The sequence below is a fragment of the Brevibacterium aurantiacum genome, assembly GCF_007558825.1.
In the GTDB taxonomy this organism is placed as follows: domain Bacteria; phylum Actinomycetota; class Actinomycetes; order Actinomycetales; family Brevibacteriaceae; genus Brevibacterium; species Brevibacterium aurantiacum_A.
In genome coordinates this window covers 61,197-85,503 of the sequence record NZ_VLTK01000007.1, presented here as the reverse complement: position 1 = coordinate 85,503, position 24,307 = coordinate 61,197, and the positions used below count along the sequence as shown (strand labels likewise).

17 protein-coding genes and 1 pseudogene are annotated in these 24,307 nt (G+C 60.6%); 7 read left to right on the top strand and 11 right to left on the bottom strand.

Features of this window, described 5'->3' with window-relative positions; translation table 11 throughout:
• From FO013_RS13045 to FO013_RS13025, 5 genes are all read right to left on the bottom strand, one after another.
• On the bottom strand, window positions 1–2,652 hold the full coding sequence (locus FO013_RS13045) for a UxaA family hydrolase (RefSeq protein ID WP_186293104.1): 2,652 nt from the start codon (window positions 2,650–2,652) through the stop codon (window positions 1–3).
• Between the two features lie 34 nt (window positions 2,653–2,686).
• Window positions 2,687–3,736 carry a 2-keto-3-deoxygluconate permease gene (locus FO013_RS13040; RefSeq protein ID WP_143923009.1) on the bottom strand — a complete coding sequence of 350 codons (1,050 nt, stop codon included), beginning with the start codon at window positions 3,734–3,736 and terminating at the stop codon, window positions 2,687–2,689.
• Window positions 3,737–3,819: 83 nt separating this feature from the next.
• Window positions 3,820–4,533, bottom strand: coding sequence for a GntR family transcriptional regulator (locus tag FO013_RS13035; protein WP_222103621.1), 714 nt, complete (start codon window positions 4,531–4,533; stop codon window positions 3,820–3,822).
• A gap of 281 nt (window positions 4,534–4,814) precedes the next feature.
• Window positions 4,815–5,708: a dihydrodipicolinate synthase family protein gene (locus tag FO013_RS13030; RefSeq protein WP_143923007.1), complete on the bottom strand. Its 894-nt coding sequence runs from the start codon at window positions 5,706–5,708 to the stop codon at window positions 4,815–4,817.
• A gap of 32 nt (window positions 5,709–5,740) precedes the next feature.
• Window positions 5,741–6,721 carry an aldo/keto reductase gene (locus FO013_RS13025; protein WP_143923006.1) on the bottom strand — a complete coding sequence of 327 codons (981 nt, stop codon included), beginning with the start codon at window positions 6,719–6,721 and terminating at the stop codon, window positions 5,741–5,743.
• 139 nt (window positions 6,722–6,860) lie between these two features.
• Here FO013_RS13025 and pdxA point away from each other — a divergent pair, with 139 nt between their 5' ends.
• Together pdxA and FO013_RS13015 are read left to right on the top strand one after the other, a co-directional pair.
• The gene (pdxA, locus tag FO013_RS13020) at window positions 6,861–9,143 is read left to right on the top strand and encodes a 4-hydroxythreonine-4-phosphate dehydrogenase PdxA (RefSeq protein WP_186293102.1); all 2,283 of its coding nucleotides are present in this window, start codon (window positions 6,861–6,863) and stop codon (window positions 9,141–9,143) included.
• Window positions 9,144–9,313: 170 nt separating this feature from the next.
• Complete coding sequence (locus FO013_RS13015; RefSeq protein WP_143923005.1) at window positions 9,314–10,096, top strand: DeoR/GlpR family DNA-binding transcription regulator; 783 nt, start codon at window positions 9,314–9,316, stop codon at window positions 10,094–10,096.
• A gap of 31 nt (window positions 10,097–10,127) precedes the next feature.
• Here the strand turns inward: FO013_RS13015 and FO013_RS13005 are convergent.
• Window positions 10,128–11,296 (bottom strand): annotated as a pseudogene (locus FO013_RS13005) (sialidase family protein).
• A gap of 49 nt (window positions 11,297–11,345) precedes the next feature.
• On the bottom strand, window positions 11,346–12,698 hold the full coding sequence (locus FO013_RS13000; RefSeq protein ID WP_186293101.1) for an Nramp family divalent metal transporter: 1,353 nt from the start codon (window positions 12,696–12,698) through the stop codon (window positions 11,346–11,348).
• 303 nt (window positions 12,699–13,001) lie between these two features.
• On the opposite strand from FO013_RS13000, the gene FO013_RS12995 reads away from it, so the two are divergent.
• Window positions 13,002–13,733 carry a sulfite exporter TauE/SafE family protein gene (locus FO013_RS12995; RefSeq protein WP_186293100.1) on the top strand — a complete coding sequence of 244 codons (732 nt, stop codon included), beginning with the start codon at window positions 13,002–13,004 and terminating at the stop codon, window positions 13,731–13,733.
• Here the strand turns inward: FO013_RS12995 and FO013_RS12990 are convergent.
• Window positions 13,723–14,463 (bottom strand): DUF1345 domain-containing protein, encoded by a 741-nt coding sequence (locus FO013_RS12990; RefSeq protein WP_143923001.1) that lies wholly within the window; start codon window positions 14,461–14,463, stop codon window positions 13,723–13,725. The two genes, FO013_RS12995 and FO013_RS12990, sit on opposite strands and share 11 nt — an antisense overlap.
• 265 nt (window positions 14,464–14,728) lie before the next feature.
• Here FO013_RS12990 and FO013_RS12985 point away from each other — a divergent pair, with 265 nt between their 5' ends.
• From FO013_RS12985 to FO013_RS12970, 4 genes are all read left to right on the top strand, one after another.
• On the top strand, window positions 14,729–16,084 hold the full coding sequence (locus tag FO013_RS12985) for a GntP family permease (RefSeq protein ID WP_143923000.1): 1,356 nt from the start codon (window positions 14,729–14,731) through the stop codon (window positions 16,082–16,084).
• 251 nt (window positions 16,085–16,335) lie between these two features.
• On the top strand, window positions 16,336–17,307 hold the full coding sequence (locus FO013_RS12980; RefSeq protein WP_143922999.1) for an AraC family transcriptional regulator: 972 nt from the start codon (window positions 16,336–16,338) through the stop codon (window positions 17,305–17,307).
• A 196-nt stretch (window positions 17,308–17,503) separates the two neighbouring features.
• A complete protein-coding gene (locus FO013_RS12975; RefSeq protein ID WP_143922998.1) occupies window positions 17,504–18,085 on the top strand; it encodes a flavin reductase family protein in 582 nt (193 codons plus the stop codon).
• A 138-nt stretch (window positions 18,086–18,223) separates the two neighbouring features.
• Window positions 18,224–19,810, top strand: coding sequence for a 4-hydroxyphenylacetate 3-hydroxylase family protein (locus FO013_RS12970; RefSeq protein WP_143922997.1), 1,587 nt, complete (start codon window positions 18,224–18,226; stop codon window positions 19,808–19,810).
• 192 nt (window positions 19,811–20,002) lie between these two features.
• Here FO013_RS12970 and FO013_RS12965 read toward each other — a convergent pair whose 3' ends face one another.
• The 3 genes from FO013_RS12965 to FO013_RS12955 are packed head-to-tail and all read right to left on the bottom strand — an operon-like array spanning window position 20,003 to window position 24,295.
• Window positions 20,003–21,373 carry an amidase gene (locus tag FO013_RS12965; protein ID WP_186293099.1) on the bottom strand — a complete coding sequence of 457 codons (1,371 nt, stop codon included), beginning with the start codon at window positions 21,371–21,373 and terminating at the stop codon, window positions 20,003–20,005.
• A gap of 52 nt (window positions 21,374–21,425) precedes the next feature.
• Window positions 21,426–22,958, bottom strand: coding sequence for an amidase (locus FO013_RS12960; protein WP_143922995.1), 1,533 nt, complete (start codon window positions 22,956–22,958; stop codon window positions 21,426–21,428).
• Complete coding sequence (locus FO013_RS12955) at window positions 22,955–24,295, bottom strand: M20 family metallo-hydrolase (protein ID WP_143922994.1); 1,341 nt, start codon at window positions 24,293–24,295, stop codon at window positions 22,955–22,957. The genes FO013_RS12960 and FO013_RS12955 overlap by 4 nt, the downstream gene beginning before the upstream one ends.
• Window positions 24,296–24,307: the final 12 nt, after the last annotated feature.

The following is a 24,307-nucleotide window of genomic DNA, read 5'->3' as shown; positions in this document are numbered from 1 at the left end:
TCACAACGAGACTCCTGTAAAGCCCCGGGAAAGCTGAAATCCGACGTTGGGTCGGTGTCCGATTTTCTGCAGATAGGTCCCAGAGAATGCTTCAATAGTTCGATGGAGAATGATGTCTCCTCCCTCACCGTCGTTCCCAGTGAGGACCCCGTCGAACGTCCCGGTGTCGTCTACTGATTCAGAGAACTGAACTGTAGGCAGGAAACGGTGTGGAGACAGCGGTCTAAGTCCGGCGAGAACAGCGAAAACGTCGACGCCGCACGCACCCATGCCTGTCGCCGCTTCCGACCAATCCCCAGTGCTGGTTTGCATAATATGGAAGCCGAGATGGTCGATCGATTGTCCGTACTGAAGAGTCGCGTCCGTGGACTCCAAGTTCAAAGGCTCACGGAATTCGGGAACCTGCAGAAGTGGGTCCATTTCGTTTAGGACAACCCCGATCCCCCGATCCAGGAATGCAGTCGCTCCCGAGGCGAAAGCCCGGGCCGCACCAGGCGTAATCTCACGTGCGGCGCTCCCCATTCCGATGCTTCGCAAACAGCAGGGTGCCTTATCTTCACCCGACTGTGGTGAGTTGCGGGAGACCTCTTCGTTGACATGGGACTCAATCTTGCTAAGCACTGCGCTCGTCACCGACTCGATCCCGCCAGCGCGTTGGATACTCGCCCAGTCGAAGTCGGACGGGTCGATCCCACGCTTGTTCAGCTGATCAACAAAGTAGTCATTGTGCGTTTTCTCGCACCCGTGCTCGAGGAAAATGGTGTGCTTCAGTGTTTGGTGCACAGCGTATCCGACCATGGTGCGGGCAAAGAGGTCTTCTGCTTCTCCGCCCGAGACTCCGCAGCCCTCAGTATGAGGCAAGGCAATAGTCTCCCAGCGCCCGTCGGCTCGCTCATTCGCGCGACCGGCAATTTGTTCTGCGACCTGCCCCGAGCACAGGCTGGTTGGAAGGATCGCAATAGTTGTTTGGTCCTGCTTCAACACAGGCTCGATGTGCTCCCGATCGCTCAGTGGCAACGCTGGACGCCCTTGAGGAACAGCACGCGGTGTCGACGGGATGTTCTCGTCGGCGACGTGCCAATCACGCCAGACCTGCACTTGAGACTGACCCGTGAGTTCGCCTTTGCTAAGACGACCTGAAGCGACCGAGAGAGTCAACTCAAATAGCTCGTCAGCGGCTTCATCGAACGGACGCCCCTCCATCAGCGAACCGGCGTTGAAATCCATATCGCTCTGGAGTAACGAGTATCGCTCTGTCGTCGTGACGATCTTGATCGTGGGCACGAATGGAAAGTTTGTGATCGAGCCATTGCCTGTCGTGAATAGGATGACGTTTGCCCCGGATGCCACCTGACCTGCGATACTCTCCAGGTCATTCCCTGGGCTGTCCATAAAGTAGTACCCCGGACGGTCCATCGGCTCTCCATAGCCGATTACGTAGTCGAGGACCGTCTCATGCGCGCGTTTCCGTCCAGCACCCAGGGACTTCAACGTGATGTTATACAGGCCGCGGTAAATGTTTCCTCCGGATACGTTCCCTTCGGCAGATTGACCATGTCTGCGAGCGTATGCTTTGAATGCGTTCTGCTTATCCAGAAAACTACGAACAACTGTGTCATCACGAACTTTCGCCAAGACGTGTTCTTCGGCACCGATGAGCTCGTCGGTCTCAGCGAGATTCGCGGTGCCTCCCCGCGCAAGAGCCTTCTCGACTGCAGCACCGAGCAGCGGATTAGCTGTCACCCCGGAAAAGGCGTCCGAGCCTCCACACTGCAGACCAAGCTTAAGCGCAGACATCGGAGCCTCGCCAGCGACCTGACGTTGAGCCTTGGCCACTAATGGATTTACGATTCTTTTGAGAGCTTCAACGTCCTGAGCCTCATTGATCCCGGCAGTGAAGAAGCGCACAGTGCTCGAATAGTACCGATCGCCGAGTTCACGCAATGCCGAGTGGAGCTCCTCGTTACTGATAGGAGAGTCCTCCGAAGTGACGTACACCGCGGCGGCTATATTAGGATTCACTGCGAACCCAGCGAGAGTTCGCAGTACGAGGTTTCGGTTGTTGAAGGACCCCTCACTCCCTGCTTCGGTATGGACAACGGGCGCTATTCCATGGAAGTTGTCTCCAGTTTTCACATCATCCGCGATCGCTGCAGACGAGGATAGCACCAGATTCCTTACCAATGACGTCACACCGATTACGGCAACATAGTTCCGAGTCCCCCATCCGCGGCTTTCACTTCGATGGAATCCCAGGAAAGTCTTCGAGTCCCTCAGAAGCTCCCGTTGCGGGAAGTACTGATCCGGTTCTGGCACTATCTGCTCGACCGTTGTGTCACGATCGGAGAAGTTGACGGTTAGGCCCTGCTGATATTCGTCCGGGTCGCGAAGTTCGAGGACCTTTTTCATCTTCGCGTTACAAAGATACTCACCAACCGAAATGTCGGCGACGGCGTATCCGAACGGATAGGACCATGATCTCACTGCCTCGTCGACTCCAATATGTTTAACAGCGAAACGATGCCCCTTAGGGACTGTCGTTTGAACCTCGATATCGGTTCCTTCGATGTCGAGGATTTCACCTGCCACGATTCGCTCCGTCGCTATGGCTACGTTGTCTCCGAGGTCAGGAGGTAGAAATTTGATGTTCATAATGCTTCCCCTTCGATATTCACGTGCCCCAGCGTCACTGGGGGTCAGTTGATTCAGCCCTCGCGCGGGCGTCGGAGTGTGTCTGCGTACTCGCATCTCCCGGATGTTCAAGCTGCGGATCGATGCCACGCTTCATCTGCCATTTATAAATCAGTGTCGTCAGCACCGGAGTGAGAATCGCGGTTGTAACAACGGCGCCAGCCACCTGTGTCGTTGCAATTCCCGCTATTTCGGAGTACGCCGGATCAATCGAAGCGACGACAGCAGGTGTTGCCACTGCATTGCCCGCCGTGGAGGACTCAGCGGCGCCAGAGATGAGATTCCGCCGTTCCCTCGGGGTACGTTTGACGACGTGGATGAGATGAAGGAACAGCATTGCCCCTCCGCCCGATAGCGCCACTGTCATGATGCCCAATAGCACTCCCGGCGGACCAGCGGCGATAATATCGCCAAAATCAATTCCGGTACCCAGTGGGAACGCGAAGAATGGGATGAGAACGGACTCGCCGGGCCGCAGAAACTCTCGGATTCTAGGATCGAGATTGCCAAGAATGAATCCGATCAGGATCGGAATGATGACGGAAATGAGAGCGACAAACGGCACATCGGCCAGCCCTGCTGCACCGAGAACCACCAAGGTAAAAAATGGACCGTCGTTCAGCGCGATAATGGGGAAAGTTCCTCGGTCGGTCTTGTTGCCAAACTCCTTGGTCAGCGCTGCAAACAGTCCGCCGTTGGAATTGATCATTGCCGCGATGATGGCAAGTGGGGTTAATGACCATAGGACACCGCCAGGTATGAGGAATCCGACCACTAGTCCGACAGCAACTCCCGCAACCAGTTTGCCCAGAAGAATAGCGAAGCCCTTCTGCACCACGGGTCCCGTCGACTTCACGGTCAGCTGAGAACCCATAATCAGCAGGAAGATGCCGATGATGGCGCTTGCTCCATCTTTGAAAGCTGCTTGAGTGAATCCACCTATCTCAAGCACTTGGGGAAAGAAGCTGTTGATGGTTGCTCCTAAGAGCAATGGAACGATCATCAATCCGCCGGGAATTCTGTTGACTGTCTTCAGAATATTCATCGTGTCTCCTTTGACATGAACTACCCATTTATCCGAACTCACAGGACTCGCTGATCACCAAGCGTCCAAGCGAATCCAAGCCATCACACGAAGCGCAAACTCAACGCCATCGTGACTGCGCTCGCCACCATTTCCGGGGCAAACTCGGGATCAATGGTTTGAATTACAGTTTTCGCAGTGCGGGCATAGTGCTCGGCCAAAAGTTCAGCCGCCCACGCTGCCTGCCCCGCAACGTAGGCTTCGCAGATTGCGCTGTGATCTTGCGAGCTCTGCGCCCAGTTGACGTCTGACCCGACGAGGTAGATATGCCGGTAGCGTTCGGCGTGGTCGAAGTGTCGGGAAATAGACGTCTGGAAACGCTCGTGCACCCCACCTGCCATTGACATATGGAAGCGTCGATGAGCCGAGCTCCACTCATCGATGTTGTCGTCACGGATTGCGGTGAACATCGCTTCCAAATTGCTCCGCGCCTCGTCCCGTTGTCGATTAGAGGCATGCTTCGTACTCTGAAAGATGGTCAGAGCTTCCTGCTGTATCCGCAGCGCATAGAGTGCGTCGAGGTCTGCCGGATTCACATCAGCGATTGTCACACGCTTATTGGCTTCGACCCTCGCCAGCCCTTCATGCTGAAGCATCCGAAGCGCTTCTCGCAACGGTGTTCTGCTGACGCCGAGCTCTTCGGCCAGCTTCACCTGGCTGATCGAAGTGTCTGCGGGTATGCGATTGCTAATGATGTCGGCACGAAGTCGCGAGTGCGCGTATTCGACCAACCTACGGTTTTCGCCTGTAATCGCCACCACGCCCCCATAGAGTTCAGCACAAACATTGTCATTAACTGTATACAGTTCTGAGTGTTAGAGCGACGTTATCATAACTTGCGCGCTGATTCTCGGTACTTCAGGGTTAGATTCAGAATTTTCTGTACACACTTGAGGATGAACGAGCACCACAATCTCAAAGTCTCGCTCAGTGCCTTTACCCGTTCCAGTGATCGCCAAACATTAAGGGAGGGTCTACACCGATTAAGTGCAGACCCTCCCTTAATGGGCCCAGGTAATAGTCCTGAGAGAGTAGAGCCTCAGGCCAATCCACGCCCAAGATCAGCGGTGACTGTCTCTGAGATCTGTTGCTTCGCCGCGTCGGAGAGCGCGTTGAATGGAGCCCGCGCCGGACCCAGGCCGAATTCGCGGACATTGGCTGCGTGCTTGACCACGGTGTTGGGGTTGCCAAGCGCCAGGCAGTTGCGGATCGGACGAATGCTGTCCTGCGCGGCGCGCGCACCCGCCGAATTCCCGGAGACGAAGAGGTCGTAGATCGACGCCATGGTCTTCGGATAGACGTTCGCAATACCGCTGATGCCGCCGGAACCGCCGGCGAGGAGTGTCCACAGAATGAGTGAGTCATTGCCGGAGATGACGTCGAAACTCTCCCGGTCTGTGCGCTCCAGGTACTGCAGGATCGTGTCGAAATTTCCGCTCGAGTCCTTCACCCCGGTGATGTTGTCCACCTCGGCCAGCTTTTCGAGAGTTGCGGGAGCCACAGCATTGCCTGTTCGCGCGGGAATGTTGTACACGATGACCGGGACATCGACCGACTCCGCCACAGCTCGGAAATGATTGGAGATCTCCGCTTGTGACGCCGCAGCGAAATACGGGGTGATGATCGAGAGCGCATCGGCTCCAGCAGCCGCGGCATCCTGCGCGATGGTGATGGTCTCTCGGGTCGTGGCGGCGCCTGCGCCGATGACGACGGGAACCTGGCCGGCCACCTCATCGACGACCAGTCGAGTCGCTTCGGCGCGCTCGGCCGCGGACTGAGCGTAGAATTCTCCGTTTGTGCCCAGGGCGAAGATGCCGTGGATACCGGCATCGAGCTGACGGCGCACGTGAGCGCGCAGAGCCGATTCGACGAGCTTTTCGTCGTCATCGAACGGAGTGGCTACTGCGGCGAGAACGCCTGTGATCGAGGACATGGGTCTTCCCTTCCTAAGGATGTGAGTGAAGTTCAGCGGTTGTATTTGGGCTGCGATCCGCGGACCGAGACTGTTGCCTCGTCGATCGCAGTGAGAACATCTTCTGGCAAGGGACCATTGGCCACCGCAGCGATGTTCGCTTCCAGCTGCGAGACACGGCTGGCACCCAGCAGAAGGGAATCGATTCCCTTGCCGCCTGCCACCCACCTCAGAGCCAGCTCTGGTTGAGGGATGCCGGCTTCATCGGCGACGGCGGCGAATGCTTCGACCATCGTCAGCACCGAATCGGAGAGATACCGCTGGGAGTACATCTGCGCGAGGACCGATCCGGTGAAGCGGTCCGGGGTGCCGTCGCTGGACGGACGCCGGGCCAGAAGCCCACCGGCGAGCGGGTTGTAGGCCATCGTCGCGATGCCGTGCGCAGCACCGCACTCGAGCCATTCGTCTTCGATCTGGCGGGCGAGCACACTGTAGACGTTCTGCGCGATCACGGGTCGTGGGGCACCAGCGACACCCGCAGCAGCGATGACGTCCACGGCCTGCCATGCGGCGAAGTTCGAGATGCCCAGGGCTTTGATTTTGCCCTCAGAATGCAGCTGCGCCACGGCTCCCATAGTTTCCCCGAGACTTGCAGCCCGGTCCGGCTGGTGCAGGTAGAAGAGGTCGATGGAGTCGACGTCGAGGCGCCGCAAGGAGCCCTCGACACTGGCCCTCAGCCCTTTCGCCGACAGCGGCGAATCGTCTCCTGCATCGGCGTGGGGCATGCCTGCCTTGGTCGCCAGCACAATGGAGTCGCGATGCTTCTTCACAAGTGGTGAGATGAGGCCTTCGGTGGCCGACTTCGCGTAGCCGTTGGCGGTGTCGATTCCGGTGATGCCCGCGGCCAGGGCCGCTTCGATCACTTCGTGCGCGGTCACCTCCGGGACGGTGTCTCCGAAGGTCATGGTGCCTAGAACCAGCGGTGACAATCGGACGGGGACACCGTCCAAGGAGAGGCTCTTGTCTGCTGTCATACGGTGCTCCTCGTCGAGTGAATGGTGCGATCCATGTGAAAGAATCATCTCACTTCTGCGTGCAACGTGCAAAGATTTGCGCATTTCGCGCAATCGTGGCAATCTGGAACTCCAGCCAGATCGGACGCAAAGGAGTGCCATGCCTGCACGCGACCCCGGCATGCTCATTCTTGCCGACGACCTCAGCGGAGCAGCGGAAGCGGCAGCAACCCTCGGCACTCCTGTCCGCATCCTCCTCACCGACTCGAGTGGACGACCGACCTCATCCGAGAGCGCGAATGCGGCTCCGCAGGATGTCGCGCTCGACCTCGACTGCCGCTATCTCACAGCGGTCGAAGCAGCCTCACGCACACGCTCTGCGCTCGAGACACTGCGAACCGAGAATCAGACCACCATCATCAAGGTCGATTCTCTGCTGCGTGGAAACGTCAGAGCACATCTGTCGGCGGCTCTGGAGAGCACGAACGGACCGGTGATCTTCGCTCCGGCACTCCCCCAGCTCAACCGCACCGTCATCGGCGGCGTCCCCTACATCGACGGTATACGGCTTGCCGATACACGCGCCTGGAACATCGAAGACCATTCGGGCCCGGACAGTCTCAATGACCTCTGCCCCGAAGCACCGACTCTCCTCGAACTCGACCAGCTTCGCACGAGCAGCCCGCACGAACTGGCAGCACGATTCCGGTCAGAGCGCCTCATCATCGCCGACGCCGAAACCATGGACGACATCGGGCAGGTCATCGCCCTCGCCGCATCCACCGGTGCCACAGTCGTCGGATCAGCAGCATTGGCCCGCGCCATCGCCGACGGTCGAGCCCTCAGATGCTCTGCGCCGCTCGTCGAACCGCCCACAGCCCCGAGCGCTCCGGTCCTCTTCATTCTCGGCACTGCGGCAGATCGCATCGACGATCAGTTGGCCCACCTGCAGGAACACGCCCAAGTCGGCGTCCTCGACATCCCTGCCACCGAAGTCTCGGCCTGGAACGACAACCCCGATGCCCTGCACGTCACCGCCGCTGAAATCCGGAATCGGCTGACCGGCGGCAACCTCGTCATCCGGCTCACGGACACCGGAGACTCGGTCGATCCTCGCCCACTTCCAGGCCTTCTGGCCGAACTCGTCGCACGCTCGCTCATGGACATCGGTCCTGTCCACCTGGCCGCCACAGGAGGCGAGACGGCACGAGCAGTGCTCGACCGCCTCGGTGTCGGGGAAGTCGTCACGATGCGCGAAATCCACCCCGGCGCGGTCCTATCTCAGGTGGGGACCACCTCGGCGAGGCCCGGTGAACATAGTGAGCTCGGTCGTGTCGTCACGCGACCCGGCGGCCAGGGAGACGACGATTCCCTCACTCTCATCCACGAAGCGCTGACCCACGGGACAGCGCCCACCCCGATCACCGTCGCAAACCACGAAGGAGAACGAATGACATCGCGTCCCACAGTCGCAGTGACCATGGGCGACGGAGCCGGAGTCGGACCAGAGATCTGCGTCGCCGCCTGCCTCGACCCCACAGTGCTCGAGGTTGCTCGACCCGTCGTCATCGGCGATGCGGCTCGGCTCGAACAGGCCGCCGAGATCCTCGGCGTCAGTGCGTCGATCCGCGTCATCGACTCCCCGGCTGCGGCCGAGGACTGCCCAGGCGTCATCGACGTCATCGACCTCGGCCTGCTGCCTTCTGACCTGGAGTGGGGACGGTTATCCGACACTGCCGGCGACGCCGCATTCCGCTATATCGAACGAGCGTCGCAGCTGGCCATGTCTGGCGACGTCCAGGCAATCTGCACGGCGCCGCTGAACAAGGAAGCGCTGCACTCCGCCGGCCATCAGTACCCCGGGCACACCGAGATGCTGGCCGCTCTGACCGGAACTGAGGAGGTCTCGATGATGCTCTCTTCACCCAAACTGCGAGTCATCCACGTGACGACCCACATCGGCCTCATCGATGCCGTGGCCACAATCGAGCCCGGCCTGGTTGAGCGCACGGTCCGTCGCGGGAATGACGCACTCATCAGAGCAGGAATCGAGCGGCCCCATATCGGTGTCTGCGCGATCAATCCGCATGCAGGAGAGAACGGACTCTTCGGCTACGGGGAAGAGGCGGAGAAGATCGCTCCCGCCATCACCGCACTCCAGGGCGACGGAATCGACGCAGTCGGCCCCCTCTCTGCCGACACCGCATTCTTCCTCGCAGGACGAGGCGACTACGACCTCATCGTCGCGATGTACCACGACCAGGGGCACGGGCCGATCAAGGTGCTCGGCATCGACGCCGGGGTCAACATCACTGTCGGACTTCCCGTGATCCGCACGTCCGTTGACCATGGAACGGCGTTCGACATCGCCGGCACCGGCAAGGTCGACACTGAAAGCATGAGTGAAGCCATGCGACAGGCCGCAACACTGGCGACTGTCTGAACCTGTCCAGCACCAAGATTCCAGCGCCCTCGTGATCGCTGAGGCAACCCCAGACCACCGGCCGGGGATTCAGCCAGCCGTGGTCAACCGCGATACAGTGGCCGCACGGCTAAGAGCCGCCCATCGGCGGGCGGCAGGTTTCGACCACCGACAGCAGACATCGGAGAGTGATGAACGCAGGCGATAGGCGCGAGGAGATCATCCAGCGGGTTCGGGCGCAGGGCGAGATGAGTGTCGAGACTCTCTCGGAGATGCTCGGTGTCACCGCCTCGACGATCCGGCGTGACCTCGCGCGACTCACCGACTCAGGGGACCTCGCACGCACCTACGGCGGTGTCATTGCCGTCCCCGCGGAAGCGGAGAGCACTCTGGATGAACGCTCCCACGAGGCTCCTGAAATCAAGCGGGCGCTTGGTGCGTGGTGCGCGCAGCAGGTACCGGCGGGGTCACATGTCCTCCTCGACGCGGGCAGCACGACTGCGCAGATCGCACGCGCACTGCGCGAGACGACTCCGCTTTCGGTCGTGTCCACAGGGCTCACCTCTCTGCAGCAGATGACGGGCGCGGAGGGGATCGAATTCACCCTCCTCGGCGGCCGGTACCGGTCGATCAGCCAGGGCTTCATCGGTCCGATCACCGAAGTCGGATTGGAGAAGTTCACCTTCGACTTCGCCTTCCTCGGCGCCGATGCCGTCACATCCGAAGACGGCGTATGCGAGGCCACAGCAGAGCAGGTTCGGCTCAAAGAGCTCATGAGCCGACGTGCCACCCACGTCTTCGTCGTCGCCCACTCGGCCAAGCTGGGCCAACGCCCCTTCCATGCCTGGGCAGACCTGGGCAATGGGTGGACGCTCGTGACCGATGAGGCAGCTGAAGCTGAGCAGATCACGGCATTCGAATCCCGCGGCATCCGCGTGGTCACCGTCGACGACATGGGCAAGGCACACGACTAGAAGGACTCGCTCCCCGACACCCCCGACGGATTCAACCCCAGAGTTTGCAGTCGGTATGGACTTGGTCCTCGACTCCTGAGATCCAGTCCTCGGCGAAGACGACGTGCCTGACTGCTCGACGTGAACTGTAGGCGTAGACGACGTGGATGAGCCCCTCGGAGTCGACGATTCCGTGCGGATACTCCTGCCGGCGGTTGCTGCGCAGATTGCCGGAGCCGGTGAATCCGTCGCCGGGCTCGATGACCCGGCGCACCGGCCAGGTGCGGCCTTCGTCGTTGGAGACGGCGATGACCATTCTCATCCGCTCATAGGGCCACACCACCTCGGCGGGCTCGTGAGTGACCTGGTGCTCGTTCGAGACCAGAGCCAACATGCCGGAAGGCAGAAGGAATGCACTGAGACCGGCGTTGTTATTCGGCACATCGGTTGCCTCTGGAACGGTCCAGGTCTCGCCTCCGTCTTCGGATCTGCTGATGTAGACCCAATCGGCGAAGCGCGAGCGGAACAGACACACCAGGCGCCCGGGCTCAAGCTCGACGACATTGGGGTGGACCGGCCGCTCGCGTCAGGGAATTCGATCTGGTGCCAGGTGCTGCCCTCGTCCTCGGAGATCTGAAGCACCGGCTGGTCCGAACCGTTCTTCGAATCGTCGTCGAAGCACAGCCATTGGGGATGAACCCATCTGCCGTCGCTGAGGACCTGGATCGGTTGGCGGCAGAATGTTCCTTGCCTGTCGAACAGCGTCTGCGGCTGAGACCAGTTCTTGCCACCATCAGCGGAGCGAATCACCTTCACCACCGAGGTGTGCTGCAGGTTGAAGGTCTCAGGCACACCTGACTGCCGCGACAGCTGAGAGGTGTAGACAAGCCAGATCTGACCATCGGGGGCCTCGAACAGACCGGGATTCTGGTCTGATCGGATCTCGTCGTGCGTGACAGCCGCAGAGGCAGACCACGTGGCAGCGTTCGAGTCGAATCGGGAAACGAGCACGTCGATGTCCTTGTTGCCCTCATCGCTGCCGCCGAACCAGGCCGCGAGCAGGGTTCCGTCACGCAGTGCCAGAACCGACGGAGCGTGGTTGGAACGGCGATCGGTCGGGATGACTGCCGCGGCATTGCCCGAATCGTCGAAGTATCGGAGCCTGCCGTCGGCGGGCGGCTCGGATACGTGTTCAAGCCTCTCGTTCGCGAGCAGATTCATGCGTGACTCCTTTGCTGTGTGGTCCGGTCAGTGTCGCATCCGATGCAGATCATCCGAAGGCGGTTTCAAACATCGACGGAATCTGCATCGCAATCTGAAATCCGATGATGATCGCAATGACACCGAGAAGAGCGAGCAGCGCCGTCTGCCATTTCGGGTTCACCGCGTAGCTGTGCATGTGCTTCTTCCGCGATGTCAGGAGCAGAATGCAGACGACGATGATCGGCAGGCTGAGCACCGTCGAGATTGCGGTGCCGACGATGTTGAGTGAGATGAGATCCGGTGCGCCCGGAATGGTCGAGACCAAGGGGACGATGATGAAGACGATGGCCTGAATCCACCGGAACGCAGGGTTCTCCTCATCTCGGCCCAGGAACTTCCGCATCGAGGGGACGGAATGGTTGATGCCGTTGATCGCGAGCTGCGCGAACCCACGAGACTGCGGGGGGAAGCTCGTCATCGCGGCGAAGAAGATGCACATCCACAGCAGGAATGGCCCCGCCGGCCCCACCGCGACGGAGAGCATGTGTGAGAGGTCGAACTCATCAGCGATCGAGAATCCTGGATGTGCGGCGCTGAACTCCGCGGCGACGATCCAGAACAGAAGGTTGATGACGAGCAGAGGTGCCATTCCAGCGATGAGGTCGAACTGCTGAAGGCGACGATATTTCGGTCCGACCCAGCCTTTGTCCCGCATGAAGCCGGAATACAGCAGGTTCGGCATGTTGCCGGCAATCGTGCCGATGGTGGCCGAAGCGATGACGATGGGGGCGAAGGCGGAGGTGTTCTGCTCCTCAGGGATCTCGAATGCGAGTCCCTGCATGAAGCCCCCGATGTCGAAGGTACCGATCTTGATCAGCGCATAGACGAACGCAATGATCATAGCCACCGAGGCGAAGCGCGCGAAGTACTCGAGGACGACGAACTGCTTGCGCAGCATCACCAGCGACAAGGTCAGCGCTACGATGATGATCGCGCAGAAGAAGCGGCCCCAGCCACCGCCCCATTGACCGCCGGTGAGCTCATGCAGTCCGGTGGACGCCGCGAGAACGAAGGTGGCCTGGGTGATGAAACCGGCAACGATGACGACAGCGGCCATAATTCCCGGAAGCACGGGGGCCAGCCGTGCGAATCCATCGAGGATCTGTGTGTCTCCGTGCCTATTCATCAGCGTGTACTTGGCGATGGAGGAGATGATGAAGGTGCGAGCGATCAAGGACAGCACCAGAGTCCACAACAGCGCATATCCGTACGATGCACCTGAGACCGAGGAACTGACGAGGTCGCCTGTGCCGAGGAAGGACATTGCCAGCACGAGGCCCGGTCCCACCGACGTGACGAGCCCGAGGCCGCGTGGCAGAGGAAGCTGATTCGGCTTCGGTGAGCCGGAACTGCCGTTCATGCTATGGACGTCCGTGGCCATGGCGTGCACTCCAGTGTGTAGACGAATGTATGGCTGGTGACCGCGGTCTCAGGGTCGCTGACACAGCGTAGCGATGCAGCAAGAAATCTGCGCGGTCTACGTAGAGAGTAGACCATAGCTGCGTGTTTCGCGCAACAAATAGTCCAGATACCGGACGTTTGGCTCATTTTGCGCACAGTGGTGGAAGACTGTTGGCTTGATAAGAGCTCGAGGTTGATTCCGCAGTTGAGTTCGCGGCGTTCGCCCCGTCTCGACGACGCAATGCGAAGGAGCAGAGTCCCGATGGAGTTGATCCACTATCTCATCATCGGAGCGGTGGTGCTGGGGTCTTCCTGCGTGCAGGGCTCCGTCGGGTTCGGTCTGGGAATGATCACGGCCCCGGTGCTCGTACTGCTCGAACCGAACCTGCTTCCTGCCGCACTGCTTCTGCTTGCCACTCTCACTTCGTTCACCGCCTTCATCCGCGAACGTGCCGACGTCGACTGGAAGCTCGTCGGCTGGGGCGCGCTTGGCCGATTGCCGGGAATCGTCATCGGCACGACTGCAGTGGTGCTGCTGCCGGATCAAGGACTGTCCCTGCTCCTAGCGGTCACAGTCCTCGCCGGAGTCGGTCTCAGCCTCGTGGGCTGGTCGCCGGCTGCCAGCAACCGCAACATGTTCTTCGCCAGCAGCGTCTCTGGCATCTTCGGCACGTCGACAAGCATCGGCGGCCCGCCCATCGCCCTGGTCCTGCGCTCTCTGGATCCATCATCGATGCGGTCCACGATGAGCGCCTACTTCACCATCGGCAGCATCCTGTCCCTGACCGGTCTGACGATCGGAGGCGAGGTCCGAAGTGAACACCTGATCGCGGCGGCCACTCTGCTGCCATTCATGCTTGCAGGATTGTGGCTGTCGAACCTGGTGATCCGACGAGCGAACAAGACAGTTCTCTATCGTGTGGCTGTCAGCGCATCGATCCTTGGTGCGATCCTGGTCATCGGCGAGGTTGCGGCTTCCCTGCTCAGAGCTTGAGGTATGACAGAAACATCGACACCAATGTCGCAACGACGACCGAGTTGAAGCCGAAGGCGACGATGACGTTCGTGCGGACCAGTCTCCATCCTGCGCGAGTCACGGCTCGGCCCGGCAGAGCTGCCGTCATCGTCGAGGACAGCACCGCGAACGTGAGGTAGTCGCTGAAGACTCTCTCCTCCGGCATGTCGAATTCGAGTTGTCTGGCACCGGGGCTTCCACCGCCGCCGAGGTCGAGTCGCATGAATTCGAGAGCGAACGAATACACCATGACCGACCACGAGGCGACGACATTTGCCAGGCCGAGGGTGACTGCGAGGCCGATGTTGGTTTCGGACCCCATGGTGACGAGGTAGACGTTGAGGATGATCGCGACATACGCAGCGATGGCAGCCCACGACACTGCCCCTCCCGTGCCTAGATATCGTGCCCAGAATGTTCGCCTTCGCGCGAGCGCCCATCGAGAGTGGACCATGAGCTCGGTCTCGCTCAATTCGTTCAGCCCCGCGTGGGTCCACAGCAGGTAGACGAGGGCGAACACCGGCCAGGCGACGAGGAAGAGCGCGATGAGCTTCGCGAAGACCTCACCCAGCTGCAAGGCTTCAGGCCCGAGCGGGCTGAAGTCGAACCCCAAGACCAGGACAAGTCCGACGATGAGTGCCGGCACCATGGCCACGTTCGCGCGCGTGTCATCGGAGATCGTGATGACTTGGCTGTGCGTGGGCCTCATGACAGGACGGTTCCGCTTCGGTTGTGGCTGATGAGCTCATCATCAGCTTAACCGAGCCCACGCTGCCGACGCAGTGGACGATCTATGTCGACGTATCAGTCATTCTTCGACACAGATCGTCGGTCCCCGCTGGTGCAGGTTCACTGGGACCATTGACCGTGGAGTTCGTCTTCTGTGCAACACATGTGGGGTACGCACTACCGCATATATCGGCAAAGTGATTAAATGATCTAATAACCTATCTCAGCTCGACGAGGAGCAGCCATTGGTCATTCTCCATGCGGTCATCGCAATTCTCGCGGTTGTCCTTCTCATCATCCTGTTGAAGGTCGATCCAGTGATCTCGCTGGTCATCGGTGCCATGTACTACGGCATCGCTGCTGGTCTCGGCTTGGAAAAGACACTGACGACAATAGTCGAAGGGTTCGGCTCGATCATGGCCGAGGTGGGGCTGCTCATCGGCTTCGGGGTGCTCATCGGGGCATTGCTCTTCACTATGGGGGCATTGCAAAGATTCGTCGAGCTACTTCTCCGACTCCTGGGACCGCGGAAGCTGCCCTACGCACTGGCAGCAGCACTCACCGCGGTCTTTCCTTCGATCTACGTCGACGTACAGCTTGTACTCGCATCGCCATTGGCTCGGAATGCTGCACCCGCGCTCGGGCGTCGGGGCTTGGGCATCATGGCAGGCTCGGTCACTGCCGGCATCCTCGTCGGATACGTGTTTGTGGTCCCTGGCCTCGGCACGATTTCGATCGCAGGCCTCCTGAACATTCCTCTTGCACAGATGCTCGGCATCGGACTCGCCGTCGGTGTGGCTACGGTCCTGCTGACGGTGTTCGTCTATTCGTTCCTCGTCAATCGCGGGGTGTGGAATCCCGCGACAGATGAGACCGGAATCGTACCCGACGCAGAACAGGACGATTCGTCCGAGGCCGGTGGAACCACCACCGTTCGAACTCGTCAGCCGCATTTGGCATTGGCGCTCAGCCCGGTCTACGTGCCTCTGATCCTCATTGCCACCGGGGCAATTCTCAGCGCCTTCAACGCCGCGAATTCCGTCACCGATTTCCTCGGCGATCCGGTCTTCGCCCTGTTCTTGGGGCTCGTCATCGCGTATGTGCTCTCGCAGATCTTCAATGGTCGGGAGAAGACGAATTCGTCGATGGAAGAAGGCTTCAGCACCACTGGGCAGATTCTGCTCATCACCGGTGTCGGTGGGTCTCTTGGCGAGGTCATCAGCGCTACGAACCTGGCAGACGTTCTCGGCGGTCTCTTCACAGCGAATTCGGCCGCTCCCGTCATCGTCAGCGTCCTCATCGCGTGGCTCATCGCCGCTGTTCTGCACCTCGCGATCGGTTCCATCTCTGTCGCGGCGATCGCAGCTGCCGGCATCATCGGACCTATCCTCGGTCAACTCGATGTCTCACCGATCATCATCGGTCTCGCCATCGGCTCGGGTGCTTTGTTCGCGCTGCAGGTCAACAGTAATTTCTTCTGGATGTTCCAGACGATGATGCAGGTGACGACCAAGGGTGCACTGAAGGCGCTGACCTTTGTCACGGCCCTCGCCTCTGTCATCTCGCTCATCATCGTCTGCCTGCTCACACCGTTCTTCTGACACCGACTCGATCGTGAAGGGCTTCATCAGCCCATCTGAACCGGTTTCGGAGCCAGCGGTTCTCAGCTCTTCCGGAGGAGGCGGGATTGGACTGGCTCTCGATCTCGGTGTTGTCCCAGAGACCGCAGGCAGGAATCAGAAATCGTCGCCGAGAAGCTACCATGGGCTGACAACAACGATGTTGCGATCGCCGCCGGGGCCCACACCCAAAGATCCTGCGCTTCGCACCGGAGACTGGGAGGAGCAACTCCATGGCTGAACCACCGACGCCTCATTCCACCCCGGACCCGCTACGGTTCTCGACCGCCCAAATCCCTTCCAAGAATCGAATCGAATATTGGGAAGCACATAATGCCAAGGCGCTCATCGGCCTAGACATTCGCACCTTGGAGGACACTCCCCTGATGGCAGAGGAGATCAACCTCCACTTCCCTGCGCTCCGGTTTGCCGGAGTCAAGGGCTCATCCCAGATCGTCGAGCGTTCCGCACGAATGATTGCCGCTCATCCCACCGGTGACATCGCCATATTCTTCGCAATGAGCGGTGATGCGTTTTTCTACCATTCCAAGGGGACGATTCTCCTCAAACCTGGCCAGGCTGTCGTCTACGACGCGGACCGGCCATTCGTCCGCGGTTTCTCACACGGCCTCTACGAGCTGGTGCTCACCATCCCGCGAGAAGACTTCGCCCACCTGGCAGGCGGAAGAGATCTCAACGAACCGCTGGTGTTTGAGTTCGGGTCGGATCTGCGCAGACGATTCTCCAACCCCAGCGCCACAGACCTGGTCTCGGTGATTGACTCCGCACTGCGGCGGTCCCCCGACGATCTGTATCGAGTGGAGCAGGAGACCTTCGAACTGGTCGAACGAATGCTCTCGCCCATGGTGGATTCCGGCCGGGAGGCCAGGTATCGACATGCCTTGCAGGAGATCGAGCGTCATTTCGGCGACGGCGCGCTCAATCGCGCGAAGGTCGCTGCGACCATCGGAGTCAGCGAGCGTCAGCTCTCGCGCATCTTCGCTGCAAAGGACGAGACCTTTGCCGACCACCTGCAGAACTATCGATTGCAGATCGCGGAGACAATCTTGGCTTCGGAGCCTCACACCACGGTCGCCGAAATCGCACGTCGGTGCGGGTTCGCCTCTCCCTCGCATTTCTCCCGTGTCTTCAAAGCTCGCACCGGGTTGACTCCGCTGGAGCTGCAACGCGCAACCGAGTTCTAGAAGGACTTCCAGAGCATAGATTCATACTCCCCAGCATCTCAATCCATTGTTCTGAGTTATCGCTTTGGTCTGAGCGGGACAGACGATGTCCCAGCCGGGACGAACTCTTCACATCGCGAATGTGTCCCACAACACTGTCCAGAGACAGCAACTCCGGCCAATCTCCGAAAGCTGCTCCAGGGAGAGGACACATTCGATGACTAAGACCATCGCAACAGAATCGCCGAGGCAGACGATCAATCCCAAGGATCTTCGCCATGCGTTCGGAAAGTTCGCCACCGGTGTGACCGTGGTGACCTGCCAGGCGCCCGACGGCGCACCGCACGGCGCTACGGTCAATGCCTTCACCGCCGTCTCACTCGACCCGCCATTGGCCCAGGTGACACTGATCCGCGGCAACAAGGCATCCGAGTATCTCGAGGACCGGCCATTCGCCATCAATATCATGTCCGAAGATCAGCTGAGCACCTGCATGAACTTCGCAGGAAAGCCCTCGAAGACCCCGGTGAAGTGGCGTTGCGAAGGCGAGATCCCTGTCCTTGAAGGCAATGCGGCAACCATCGAATGTCGCCCCTGGCAGATCTACGACGGCGGCGACCATTTGATCGTCATCGGCGAAGTCATTGATTTGGAGATCAATGACATCGATCCGCTGCTCTTCATCTCAGGCAAGTTCCATCATGCCGGCACTCTGCACGGCGGCACTCCCTGGGAAGCATCGGGCGATTCGATCGCCCACGGCTGGCTCGAGGGATCTTCCACGTTCAACGCCGTCTGAGCTGATCTACTGCGGAACGAAACATCTGAACGCCACAACCACGGGGCTTCCGGCTCCCAGCGCACAACCACCGAAGAATGCACCCGTCGTGCTGCTTTCTCAGCAGCAGTTCGGCACATCAATGAAAGGACGGTCGTCATGACCACTGAAGAGAACCAGCAGAACACAATGTCCGAAAGGACCACCCCGGCCAATCCGAAGCTGCCGATGACAGGCGACGAATACATTGATTCCCTCCGCGACGGTCGAGAGATCTATCTGCATGGAGAACGCGTCGAAGATGTCACCACGCACCCCGCATTCCGCAACTCCGTACGCATGGTGGCACGGCTCTATGACGGTTTCCACGATGAAGCGACGGCCGACAAGCTGCTGGTCGACACCGACACCGGCAGCGGTGGTAAGACCCACCCCTTCTTCAAGATTCCGAAGTCCGTGGACGACCTCAAAGACAGCCGGACCGCGATCGAGACCTGGGCTCGTATGTCCTACGGCTGGCTCGGCCGCTCCCCTGACTACAAGGCCGCCTTCCTGGGGACTCTGGGCTCGATGCCCGAGTTCTATTCGCCCTACCAGGAGAACGCCCAGCGTTGGTACAAGGAGTCACAGGAGAAGGTCCTGTATTGGAATCACGCCATCATCAACCCTCCTGTGGACCGTCACCTACCCCCGGACGACGTCAAAGACGTCTTCATGAAGGTGGAGAAGGAGACCGACAACGGCGTCATCGTTTCCGGAGCAAAGGTGGTGGCCACAGGGTCCGCCATCACCAACTACAATTTCATCTCCCACTACGGACTGCCGATCAAGCGTCCCGAATACGCTCTGATCTGCACTGTCCCGATGGATGCTCCCGGCATCAAGCTGATCTCGCGAACCTCCTACGCACAGAACGCAGCCGTGACGGGCACTCCCTATGACTACCCGCTGTCGTCGCGCATGGACGAGAACGACGCGGTGTTCATCTTCGACAAGGTGCTCGTGCCATGGGAGAACATCTTCGCCTATGGTGATCCGGACCAGATCAATGGGTTCATGCCCAAGACCGGGTTCATCCAGCGCTTCACCTACCAAGGCTGCATCCGCTTGGCTGTGAAACTGGACTTCATCGCGGGATTGCTGCTCAAGGCTCTGGAGATTGCCGGTACTCAGGACTTCCGCGGAGTCCAGGCTCGGGCCGGAGAGGTCATCGGCTGGCGCAATATGTTCTGGGCACTCGCTGATGCCATGATGCTCAACCCCGACGAGGGGCCGAACGGATCCGTGCTGCCGAAGATGGACTACGGCATGGCTTACCGCATGTTCATGGCTCAGGGCTACTCACGAATCAAGGAGATCATCGAGCAGGATGTCGCCTCTGGCCTCATCTATCTGCCCTCCGGCGCACAGGACTTCAAGAACGCCGAGATCCGACCATACCTCGACAAATATGTGCGCGGATCCAACGGCGTGCAGGCCGTGGACCGCGTCAAACTGATGAAGCTGCTCTGGGACGCCATCGGCTCCGAGTTCGGCGGCCGTCACGAACTCTACGAGCGCAACTATTCCGGCAACCATGAGAATGTGCGCGTGGAGATGCTCATGAATGCCATGAACAACGGCACCGTGGACTCGATGAACGGCATGGTCGAACAGTGCATGGGCGAGTACAACCTCGACGGCTGGACGGTCCCGGACTTGTTCAACAGCGATGACGTCAACGCCTACATGCGAGGCAACCGCTAGACACTGACCGTGGCTGCTTCTGGCATCGTAGCCAGACGAAGCAGCTATTCCTTGTTGCCGGGCACGCTCATCCGTGCCCGGCTGCAAGGCTTTGCATCCGCCGGGAGCCAGGTGTCGCCTCACCGCTTAGGGTGCGGCAGGATCATCAACAACACGGTTGGTGGACTCCAGTTCAGTGCAGCTGAACCGCTTTCAGAGCCCCGCGACGAATGCGAGCAGCTTCTCGTCGCTGTGAGGTGCGCCGACGACCTGGACCGATAGTGGTTTCGCTCGGGGTGATGTCGCGGCAGTCGTGTCAGAAGCCTCGCCGCAGACTGTGCCAGAGCTCTCGTCAGAGCCAGACGTAGTTCCATCGAGCACCGCCCCGATCGGCAACGTCACTGCCGGCCACCCGAGAACATTGAACGGCAGCGAGTAGCGCATGAATGTCGCGGCCGAGTCCGGTCCGAGTTCATCCCATGCGATCACATCACCGCCCATGGCTGGTGTGATGATGAAGTCAACATCGTCGAAGAACGATTCGGCGGAGGCACGCAGCTCCTCGAGCGCGACAACGTTGGACTGGTATTCAGCCTCGGTGATGTTCTGCCCCGACAGGATCTTCGCCCAGACGCCCGGCTGGTACTTCTCTCCCTGGTCATCCAGGAACTGTTTGTGCAGAACATAGGCTTCATAGCGGCGCACGATGTCGTAGTAGTCGATCCCTCGCTCGATGAGCTCCGTCAAGTGATCAGTATTCTCTGAGGTGATGGAGGCGATCGCTGAATCACCGAGGTGCCGTTCGACCCACGTCTGTACGTCTGCCGATGACTCGCCTGTGGGGTTGAGCAGGCTCAGATCGACGGTCGGCGCCTTCGTCGGTGAGGAACCTGTTGGGATTGAGCCAGACCCGTTCCCGGATATCACTGCGAATGCGGCGGTGAGCAGCGGCAGATCGCGTGCGAACAATCCCACCGTGTCGAAGGACGGCGACAGAGGGAATACTCCCTCGACAGGAACTATGCCGAAGGTCGGCTTGAACCCGATGACGCCCTGGCAAGCGGCCGGAACTCTCACGGAGCCCGCAGTATCCGTTCCCAGTGCCAGCGGCACCACCCCGGCAGCGACAAGGGCTGCCGACCCCGAGCTCGACCCGCCAGTGCACAGCGTGGGGTCGATCGGGTTGATGACTCGCCCGAAGGCACTCTCATCACCAAGGATGCCGTAGGAGTACTCCTGGCAGTTCGTCTTTACCACCGGCAGCGCGCCTGCCTTTTCGAGGAGGCTCACGACGGGGGCGCTCGTGCTGGGGTCCGGTCCGCTGCTGACGTTCGATCCCATTGTTGTAGGGAATCCAGCTACATCTATGACGTCCTTGACGGCAAAGGGAACACCTTCGAGGAGACGTTTCGGCTCACCGACTGCGGCGCGCTGCGCGGACTTTCGCTCAAGGGTACGTGCGCGACCCCTCATCACCGAGGTGACTGCATTGAGTTCTCGGCCGATTCCTTCGACTGCAGCCAGTGTCTGTTCGAGGCTCTGCATCGAACCCTGCTCCCCTTGTGTTCCGTTGGTTTCGTCCACGATCCTCATCGTGCCAGAAGGCGAAGCTCCGTCTCGGACGACATGCCAGCACTCACCCCGGAGCGAGTCCCGTCCACGGCACCAACTGCTCGACCGCGGCCGCGACATCGAAGGCGGCGCGGTCGTCGAAGGGATGGGCGATGACCTGCAGGCCTGTCGGGATCCCGCAGTCAGCCATGCCGCTGGGCACGTTGACGATCGGCACCCGGTTGCAGATGTTGAACGGCATCGTCATGTGCGCCTGCCAATAGTGCTCGAGCCGCACTCCCTCTCCGTCAACACCCCCAGCACCGACGCCGGTGCTGGGGACGGTTCCGGAGGTCTCACGCCCGACGCCCGACGAGTCGAGAGTGATCCCGTCCAAGTAGCTCGAATCGGCCTCTAGACCTGCCACCGCCGAGGTGGGAGCCAGGAGGACATCGAATCCCTCCATTGCCGTCGCGAGTTCCGCCTGAATCTGCGCCTCCGCGGCCAGCCCTTCGTAGAACGTATGACGGCTGGCGACCGCTTCGGCGTCGGCCATGAACTGCAGCGTGTAGTCGGCGAGAGTATCCTCATGCCCGCGGGTCGAGGTCCGCATCGCGGGCGCGAGGAGATGGCCGAAGTGAGTGAACGCGGTCTCGAAGATCCGCTCCGCCGTCCACGGCAGCTCGATCTCCTCGACGACTGCACCCGCAGCTTCCAGCGCTGAGGCGACTGCACGGGTATTGGCAATGATGTCCTGACCGACGGGGAAGTCGCCCAACCGCAGGCACAGTGCGATCCGTTTACCCTTCAAGCCGTCGACCACCTCAGCGGAAGAGGCGTCGAAGCCGTCGAGAAATCCAGACGATTCGATCGTTGTGTGATCGCTGGGATCGACACCGACCATCACACGGGCCAACAGGGCGGTGTCGGCGACGGTGCGCGCCATCGGCCCGTCCCCGCGGTACCAGTCCGCGGCCAATGGCTGCAGGCCGGGGATCCGGCCGTAGGGTGCCTTGAACCCGACTGTGCCGGTGAATGCGGCGGGCAGCCTCGTCGAGCCGGCGATGTCCGATGCCGTCGCCAGGGGACCGAAGCCCGCCGCCAGGGCGGCACCGGAGCCGCCAGAGGACCCTCCGGGTGAGAGTTCGGTGTTCCACGGGTTGCGCGTCACGCCCCACATCGGCGAATGGGTGATGGTCGCACAGCTGAGTTCCGGCGATGTCGCCCTGGCATGCACGAATCCCCCGGCCACACGGATGCGGCTGATGACCGCGGCATCGGCCCCGGCCACCGTGTCTCGTTCGTGTATGAGGCCCTGGGTGAGTGCGCGCCCGGAGATCGCGTGCTTTTCCTTGGCGATCACTGGCAAGCCGAGCAGGGGCTGGGAATCGGCCGCTTCGGCAAGGAAATCGGGTGTCGCCGATGCGTAGAACGCCTCGGCTTCCCGCGCCGAGGTGACCGCCTCCTCCACGACCTCCGTGACCGCATTGATGCGATCGTCGGCGGTGGTGATGCGTCCGATCTGCGCACTGAGGTACTCGACCGGCGAGAGCTCCTTCGACCGGAACTTCGCGAGCGCTTCGGTTGCCGACAGTGCCCACGTTTCGCTGCCGCTCATGCCCGGGCCTCGGCGACGGACTGACCGACCCACACATCGCCTTCGCGTTCCTCACTGAGTTCACCGTTGACCAGCTCGGTGGCGACCGAAGTCAGTACCCCGAGGCCGCGGATCATGTCCTCATCGGTGGTGAACTCGCGTTCGCAGTGGGAGACGCCGTCGACACTGGGCACGAACATCATCACGGCGGGTACCCGGTGGTTCATGGCCACAGAATCGTGACCGGCCATGGTCTCGAGGCGTCGGATCGACAGCCCCTCATTGGCCACGGCCTTCTCGGCCAGCTCGACACCCGTCTCCGGAAAGTAGAGCTTGCCCCGGACATCGAAATCCTCAACCTTGATGGTGATGTCGTGTTCCAAGGCGATGTTCGCGATCTGCTGGTGCAGGGAGTCCCGGGCAGCTTTGACGATGTCCGGGTCGGAGGAACGGAGGTCGGCGACCATGTGCACGCGGCGAGGTACGACGATGGGTGAGTTGGGTTCGACGACATGCTGGCCGACCGAGGACACGAGCGCCTCGTCGGCGAACTCGTTGACCACGTCGGCGACGGCGAGGACGATCTTGGAACCCGCGACGAGCGCATCATGGCGATCGGCCATGGCGGTGGCTCCGGTGTGGGACTGTTCGCCGAGGACGTCGATGTCGAGCTTCTGTGTGTACCAGCTGGATTCGACGACGCCGATGTCTGTGGCCTCGCGCTCCAAGATGCGGCCCTGTTCGATGTGGATCTCCGCGTAGGAGATCGCCTCGGGCGGGGTGTCGGTGCCGTCGTAGCCGATGGCGGCGAGCGCCTCGGCGACGGAAGTCCCCTGGAGATCTTCCACTGCCAGCATCTCGTCGAGGTCGAAGAGTCCGGCGTAGACGGAACTGCCCATGATGGACGGGGCGAAACGTCCGCCCTCCTCGTTGAACCAATTGACGACAGCGATGTTGAACCGAGGCTTCTGCCCGGACTCGGCGACGTTCTCCTTGACCCGCAGAGCTGCGAAGAGGGCCGCGATGACTCCATAGGCACCGTCGAAGCGCCCGCCAAGGGGCTGGGAGTCCAGGTGTGAGCCGATGAGGACGTATGGGGCTTCGGGGACGAGTTCGAGGCAGGCGAACATGTTGCCGATCGCATCCACGCGAACTTCGAAGCCGTTGCCTTCTGCCCAGCCCCGCATCCAGTCACGCGTCTGCTTGTCCTCGACCGTCAGCGCCTGCCGGTCGACGCCGTCGTTGTCGGTTGCGCCGATCGCGGCGACCTGATGGAAGTCGATGAGGAAGGTGGCATCGCTGGAGGCGACCGCGGTCGAGGCGACGGTGCTCGACGAGGCTGGGGAGGGGGTGGTCATGGTGCGTCTCTT